Below are 7,126 nucleotides of genomic sequence, written 5' to 3'. Positions count from 1 at the left end.
TGTAGACTGGATTCTATATTAAGCGGAGAAACAACAGGAGGGGCAATATGTTAAAAGTAGCAATATACGGAAAGGGCGGTATCGGAAAGTCCACAGTGACTTCCAATCTGGCGGCCGCTTTTGCAAATATGGGGAAGCGTGTCATTCAGATCGGATGTGATCCGAAAGCGGATTCCACTATTAATTTATTAGGCGGAGAGCCACTTCGTCCGGTGATGAATTTTATGCGGGAAGAGGACGAGGAGCCGGATGAGCTGGCACAGATTTCAAAGGAAGGATACGGCGGAACCCTCTGCATTGAGACTGGCGGACCGACACCAGGACTTGGCTGTGCGGGACGTGGAATTATTGCAACTTTTCAGCTCCTTGAGGACATGGAATTATTCGAACATTATAAACCGGATGTGGTTTTATATGATGTATTAGGCGATGTTGTATGTGGCGGTTTTGCAGCACCGATCCGTGAGGGATACGCAGACAAAGTTCTGATCGTTACATCCGGAGAGAAGATGGCACTGTATGCTGCGAACAATATTTCCAGCGCAGTCAGAAACTTCGAGGATCGCAGCTATGCCCGTGTATTTGGCATTGTGTTAAACCACAGAAATGTAGAAAATGAGACTGAGAAAGTACAGGCATTTTCCGAAAAAATCGGAGTGCCGATCGTAGGAGAAGTGCCGCGAAGTGATGAAATCATCCACTGGGAAGAACAGGGAAAGACAGTGATCGAAGGAAATCCAGACTCAGAAATCAGCAAATGTTTCTTTGACCTGGCCACATTATTATGGAAAGAAGAGGAAAACGTATGAGACAGGAAGCTTATTTTTGTACGGTAAAAGAGCTGAATGAACTGGGAAAAAATAATATTCCGCAACAGCTTATTTCCCATACACATCTGATCTACAGTTCCCCGGCAACGCTGGCATTCAACTCTCCTGGAGCAGAAGGCTTTGGTGTCAAACGTGCAGGTCTGGCAGTTCCGGATTCTATCATGCTGATCGTGTCTCCGGGATGCTGCGGCCGCAATACATCGGTTCTCAGTTCCATGCGTGCTTATCACGATCGTTTTTATTATCTGCTGATGGATGAGACAGACATTGTAACAGGAAGACATCTGAAAAAGATACCCAAGGCAGTAGCAGAAATCTGCGAAGGACTTGAGAAAAAGCCATCCGTCGTGATGATATGTATCACCTGTGTGGATGCATTGCTTGGCACAGATATGGAGCGTGTCTGTCATAAGGCCGAGGAATATGCGGGGATTCCGGTAAGGCCGTGTTATATGTATGCACTGACCAGAGAGGGAAGAAAGCCACCGATGGTACATGTGCGGCAGTCCATTTACTCCCTGCTTGAGCCAAAGAAGAAAAAAGGAAATGTAGTGAATTTACTGGGATATTTTTCACCGCTTGTAGATGACTGTGAACTGTATGATCTGCTTCACGGAGCAGGGGTAAAAACGATACATGAGATTTCCAGATGCAGGGATTATGCAGAATATCAGACCATGTCGGAAGCAAACTTTAATCTGGTACTGCATCCGGAAGCGCGTTTTGCAGCAGAGGATTTTCATGACAGACTGAAAATTCCATATATTGAGTTGCGCAGACTGTATCAGATTGATAAAATTGCCAGTCAGTATCGTGCTTTTGGAGCTGCATTAGGCGTGGAATTTGATGATGAAGAGCCGCGCAAGGCAGCAGAAGATGCAGTGGCAAAATTCCGGGAATCACATCCGGATGCAGCATTCGCAGTTGGAGAATGGATGAACGGAGATCCGTTTGAATTGGCGCTTGCACTGGTGCGCTATGGATTTCGAGTGCCGGAGATTTATGGAACCTTATCTGGTGAAAATTTTGTCTATGTAAAACAACTGGCGCAGATCAGTCCGGAGACGAAAGTTTTTTCTAACCTGGAACCAACTATGCTGTATTATGATGGAGGTCAGTCCGGTGTCAATCTGACTATTGGAAAAGATGCCGGATATTATCATAAAGAATGTCCAAACGTGCTCTGGAATGAAGAACGGCAGCCATATGGTTATGTCGGTGTTCGCAGACTGTTTGAGGCACTGGCGGAGGTGTAGCATAATGAGAGGACTGAGAAAATATCTGACACCGTTTGCACCGGATCAGTCCGGAGCAGTATCTGTATTATATGAATTTGGCGGCATTATCGTCATTTGTGATGCCGGCGGCTGTACCGGAAATATCTGTGGATTTGATGAGCCACGGTGGTTTGAGAGCAAAAGCGCACTGTTCAGTGCCGGACTTCGTGACATGGATGCGATCCTTGGCCGTGATGATCGTCTGGTGGCAAAACTTGCAGATGCAGTGACAAAGCTGGATGCAAAGTTTGCGGCAATCATCGGGACACCGGTTCCGGCAGTGATCGGAACGGATTATCATGCACTGAAGCGTATGACTGAGAAAAAAGTAGACCTGCCAATCCTGACTGTAGATACGGATGGCATGGAATTATATGACAAGGGCGAAGAAAAAGCATGGATGGAGCTGTTTCGTGTATTTGTAGGTGAAAAAGAAGATGTGACTGCAAATAGAATAGGAATTCTAGGCATGACACCGCAGGATATCAGTGATCTGCGTGCAGCAGACCGTATCCGGGAACGTTTTGAAGCAGAAGGGAAAACTGCAGTCTGTTACGGAATGGGAAATGGGCTTGATGATGTGAAAAAGGCTTCCAGTGTGGAGAAAAATATTGTAGCAGCACCGGCAGCTTTGGAAGCGGCGAAATACTTGGAACGAACCTATGGAACGCCTTATGAGATCGGCTATCCGCTGGTGGATGAACTGGTCCGTGATATGGATTATCAAGGAAAAAAAGTGCTTGTTGTACAACAGCAGGTGACAGGAAATGCCATCCGTGAGGAAATATTAAAGAAAGCACCGGATGCACAGGTAACAGTGGCAAGCTGGTTTATGATGAAACCGGAGCTTCGCAGGGACGAAGATCTGCACCTGAGGGATGAAGAAGATTATATTAAACTGGTGGAAACCGGATCCTATGATGTGATTTACGCAGACCCATGTATGGCGAGGATGACGCCGAAGTTTGAGGGAGTATTTGTGGATACTGTACATTTTGCAGTGTCAGGGAAACTTGTAACAGTGGAAGCAGCGAAAGACTCCAAAGAACTGAAAGAACCAGGATATGAATCCGATGGGAGAAGCGTATGAATAAAGAGGAGATGACCTGGCGTATTCGGGTATACGGTATTGTTCAGGGAGTTGGTTTTCGACCAACAGTAAGCCGCCATGCGACGACTCATGGGATTCGCGGAACTGTCTGTAATAAAGGACCATATGTGGAAATTTTTGCGCAGGGTACAAAAGAACAGATCGATGGATTCCTGAATGAACTGAAAGAACATCCGCCGAAACGTGCGGCTATCTTAAAAATAAATACAAAAGATGTTACAGCAGAGACAGCAGTACATTTCGAAATATTCGATATCATCGAAAGTGAGAAAACAAAGGGAGAGATATTCGTTTCCCCGGATATTGCAATCTGTGAAGAATGCAAAGAAGAAATGTTTGATCCGAAAAACCGGCGCTATCTGCATCCGTTTATCAACTGTACCTGCTGCGGACCGAGACTTACGATTCTGGATTCACTGCCATATGACCGGGAACGTACAAGTATGAAAGAGTTTCCGATGTGCCCGAACTGTGCGAAGGAATATTTCGATGAGAAAACGAGGCGCTATGATGCGCAGCCGGTGTGCTGCAATGAATGCGGACCGGAGGTATATCTGATCAGCAGAACTGAGAGAGGGCGTGATGCAATTACATATACACGCCGGATGATCAGTGAAGGTAAAATTGTAGCAATCAAAGGAATCGGAGGTTTTCATTTGTGTTGCGATGCGACAAATGAAGAAGTGGTTAAACGTCTGCGTACATTAAAGAAACGTCCTGCCAAGCCTTTTGCGGTGATGGCAACGGATGACTCAGTGGTAAAACGGGAATGTGTTGTGACACCGGAACAGGAGGAAATTCTTACCGGACATCAGAAACCAATCCTGCTGCTGGACAGAAAAAACAGCGGCAGACTGGCAGCTTCTGTAGCACCGGGAAATCCGAAAGTTGGAGTGATGCTTCCCTATGCACCGGTGCAGTTGCTGATTTTCCAGTATGATGATGGAATCGAAATGCCGGATCTTCTGGTGATGACCAGTGGGAACACATCCGGGGCTCCAATCTGCCGGGAAGATGAGGAAGCAGTTGCTGAATTGTCACATTTGTGTGATGCGATGTTATCGCATGATCGAAAAATCAGGATCCGGGCAGATGATACGGTGATGGATTTTTATAAAAACGAACCATACATGATCCGGAGGTCCAGAGGCTATGCACCGCTGCCGTTTATGACATCAACAGACTGGAAAGGGCAGGTGCTTGCTGTTGGTGGAGAACTGAAAAATACGTTTTGCATTGGTGTGGACAGTCGATTTTATCCGTCTCCATATGTGGGAGATCTGGAAGATCTGAGAACTGTAAAAGCATTGCAGGAAACGATTCACCGGTTTCAGACATTGCTGGAAGTAAAGCCACAGGTGGTGGTCTGTGATATGCATCCGAAGTATAACTCCACGGTTGTAGCGAAGGAACTCGGTTATCCGATGATCCAGGTGCAGCATCATTATGCGCATATCTTGTCCTGTATGACAGAAAATGACTGCCACGATCCGGTCATTGGAGTTGCTTTTGACGGAACCGGATATGGAACGGACGGTACAATCTGGGGTGGCGAGGTTCTGCTGGCAGATTATGAGAATTTCACAAGATTTGGAAGTATTACCCCGTTTTTGCAGATTGGCGGTGATGCTTCTGCGAAAGAGGGCTGGCGTATTGCGGTATCTATAATCTATGGATATACGAAAGACCGTGAACTGGCATGGAAGATTATTGAAAAGCTTGACCTTTGCAGTGAACAGGAAAGTAAAGTGCAGTTTACCATGGCAGACCGGAGGATCAACGCAGTGGTTTCTACCAGTGTGGGAAGACTTTTTGATGCAGTCAGTGCGATCCTGGGTATCAGGCGCCAGTCAAGTTTTGAGGGTGAAGCATCGATGGCATTGGAGTTTGCAGCAGAAGCATATGAACAGAAAAAATATGAACAGCAAAAATATAAACAGGGAAATTGTGAACAGCGAGAATGCGAACAGCAAAAAAAAGAATATGAACTGCAGGATATTGAAGTAGTTGAAAATCTGAGCGGAAATGAGGAACTGGACAAGCTGGTGTATAAAAACGAGGAACGTTTCATTTTAAATACCAGAATGTTGATACAACAGATTGTAGAAGAAAAAATGCAAGGTGCAGACAGCGGCAGGCTGGCATATCTTTTTCATCAGGTACTGGCAGAGCAGATTGTAGCAGTCTGTAGCGAAGCACGTAACAGCAGTGGCAGAAATAAAGTCGCACTGAGCGGCGGTGTATTTCAGAACCGATTACTGCTGCGCCTGACAGAAGAACGACTTAAACAGGAAGGTTTTGAAGTGTTGCGGCATCACATGATCCCGCCAAATGATGGAGGAATCGCGATCGGACAGGCAGCATATGGGATGTATCGATATAATTGTTCACCTTGTTCTGAATCATGCGCTTTTAAAAATAGTAGCGAACAGTAACATATTAATTTGACCAGATAAACTGCGAAGCAGTTCTTAGGGTATGAATAAATAACAAAGCGGATGCTTTTATCCGTTTGATCGAACGGTAGGAGGATATAAAGATGTGTGTAGGATTATCAGCAAAAGTAGTAAAAATCAGTAATGGCACAGCGGTCATCGACGCAGGCGGTGCAAAAAGAGAGGTTTCTTCTCAGCTTCTGGAAGATCTGGAGCCTGGAGATTATGTTATGGTTCACGCAGGTGTGGCAATTGCAAAGATCACCGATGAAGACGACAGTGAAACCGAGCAGCTCATGGAGGAATTTTTATAATGGCAGAGGAGAAATGTGAAAAGAAGAGCGAAGAGAAAACCGAAAGGAAAACCGCCAGAGAGATCATTGAAAATTATGATGGCCCAAAGGTACGGATCATGGAAGTATGCGGTACGCACACTCATGAGATCTTCCGACTGGGAATCCGCAAATTGCTTCCTGAACAGGTGGAACTGATCTCCGGACCGGGATGTCCGGTATGTGTAACTCCGGTCAGCTTTATTGACGAAGCGATTTATTTGGCACTGGAAAAAGGAGTTACCATCTGTACATTTGGTGATCTGGTACGTGTGCCGGGAACAAAGATGAGTCTTGCAGGAGCCCGTGAACAGGGGGCTGACATTCACGTCGTATATTCTCCGGCAGATGCGGAAAAATATGCCAGAGAACATCCGGACAAACAGGTGACATTTCTTTCAGTCGGATTTGAAACAACGACACCGGCAAGTTGTCTTTCAGTAAAAGCTGCAAAAGAAAACAGGCTGGATAATTACGCAATATTAACTGCCAACAAAACCATGCCTCAGGCTTATGAAGCGTTAAAGGGCAGTGCGGATGTATTTTTATATCCGGGACATGTCAACGCCATTACAGGAACACGTCTGTGCGAAGCACTGACAGAAGAAGGAGTCAGTGGTGTTGTGGCAGGATTTACTGCAAAAGAGCTGATGACAGCACTGGCAGTTGCACTGGTAAAATTTCAGGAAGGAAAGCCGTTTTTTGTAAACTGTTATCCGCGTGTGGTGACACAGGATGGAAGCAGGGAAGCACAGGTGCTTGTAGATGAGATGATGGAAGCATGTGACTGTGAATGGAGAGGTCTGGGTGTGATTCCTGCATCCGGCATGAAATTAAGACAGGAATGGCAGAATTTCGATGCACGTATCAAATATCAGATGCCGAAGATTGAAGGAAAACCCAACCCGGCCTGTCGCTGCGGGGATGTGTTGCAGGGAAAATGCAAACCATCTGACTGTAAAGTATTTGGAAAAGGCTGTACACCGCAGCATCCGGTCGGAGCCTGCATGGTATCCGGCGAAGGCGCCTGTTCTGCATACTATCAGTATTCATAACTGTTCAGTATATTCACAGTTATGAGCCAAAATCTATTGAAAATCGCATTTGGCGATAGGAATTATCTTGATAAGAAAGAAGGAAA

The 7,126-nt window shown here is 45.8% G+C and carries 6 protein-coding genes; all 6 read left to right on the top strand.

What is annotated here, in order from left to right; genetic code table 11:
* Positions 1 to 17 precede the first annotated feature (17 nt).
* Positions 18 to 809, top strand: a complete 792-nt coding sequence (locus ACTNES_RS11095) for a nucleotide-binding protein (protein ID WP_441039287.1) — start codon at positions 18 to 20, stop codon at positions 807 to 809.
* Positions 806 to 2,086: a nitrogenase component 1 gene (locus ACTNES_RS11090; RefSeq protein ID WP_441039286.1), complete on the top strand. Its 1,281-nt coding sequence runs from the start codon at positions 806 to 808 to the stop codon at positions 2,084 to 2,086. The genes ACTNES_RS11095 and ACTNES_RS11090 overlap by 4 nt, the downstream gene beginning before the upstream one ends.
* Positions 2,087 to 2,090: 4 nt before the next feature.
* On the top strand, positions 2,091 to 3,197 hold the full coding sequence (locus ACTNES_RS11085; protein WP_441039284.1) for a nitrogenase component 1: 1,107 nt from the start codon (positions 2,091 to 2,093) through the stop codon (positions 3,195 to 3,197).
* Positions 3,194 to 5,653, top strand: coding sequence for a carbamoyltransferase HypF (hypF, locus tag ACTNES_RS11080; RefSeq protein ID WP_441039283.1), 2,460 nt, complete (start codon positions 3,194 to 3,196; stop codon positions 5,651 to 5,653). The genes ACTNES_RS11085 and hypF overlap by 4 nt, the downstream gene beginning before the upstream one ends.
* Before the next feature lie 104 nt (positions 5,654 to 5,757).
* The gene (locus ACTNES_RS11075; RefSeq protein ID WP_055068619.1) at positions 5,758 to 5,967 is read left to right on the top strand and encodes a HypC/HybG/HupF family hydrogenase formation chaperone; all 210 of its coding nucleotides are present in this window, start codon (positions 5,758 to 5,760) and stop codon (positions 5,965 to 5,967) included.
* A complete protein-coding gene (hypD, locus tag ACTNES_RS11070) occupies positions 5,967 to 7,040 on the top strand; it encodes a hydrogenase formation protein HypD (protein WP_291808018.1) in 1,074 nt (357 codons plus the stop codon). The genes ACTNES_RS11075 and hypD overlap by 1 nt, the downstream gene beginning before the upstream one ends.
* Positions 7,041 to 7,126: the final 86 nt, after the last annotated feature.

The organism is Blautia sp. HCP3S3_D9 (assembly GCF_052063845.1).
Classification (GTDB): domain Bacteria; phylum Bacillota; class Clostridia; order Lachnospirales; family Lachnospiraceae; genus Blautia_A.
Note: the sequence above shows the minus strand (reverse complement) of the source record. Positions and strands in the feature narration are given on the sequence as shown.